Source organism: Paenibacillus sp. MMO-177 (assembly GCF_037147795.1).
GTDB lineage: Bacteria > Bacillota > Bacilli > Paenibacillales > Paenibacillaceae > Pristimantibacillus.
Genome location: NZ_JBBCUR010000064.1, coordinates 1 through 202, shown reverse-complemented (window position 1 = coordinate 202; position 202 = coordinate 1). Strand labels below are relative to the sequence as shown.

The following is a 202-nucleotide window of genomic DNA, read 5'->3' as shown; positions in this document are numbered from 1 at the left end:
ACAAGATTCTCACTTGTCTTTTCGTTACTCATACCGGCATTCTCACTTGTATGCTGTCCACCAGTCCTTACGGTCTGACTTCAACCTACATACAACGCTCCCCTACCCAAGTACCATAAGGTACATGCCATAGCTTCGGTGGTGTGTTTAGCCCCGTTACATTTTCGGCGCAGAGTCACTCGACCAGTGAGCTATTACGCAC

At 48.5% G+C, this 202-nt stretch carries 1 rRNA gene; it reads right to left on the bottom strand.

Going from position 1 to position 202, the window contains the following annotated elements:
* Positions 1–202 (bottom strand): 23S ribosomal RNA (locus WFK81_RS30910); the annotation flags it as partial.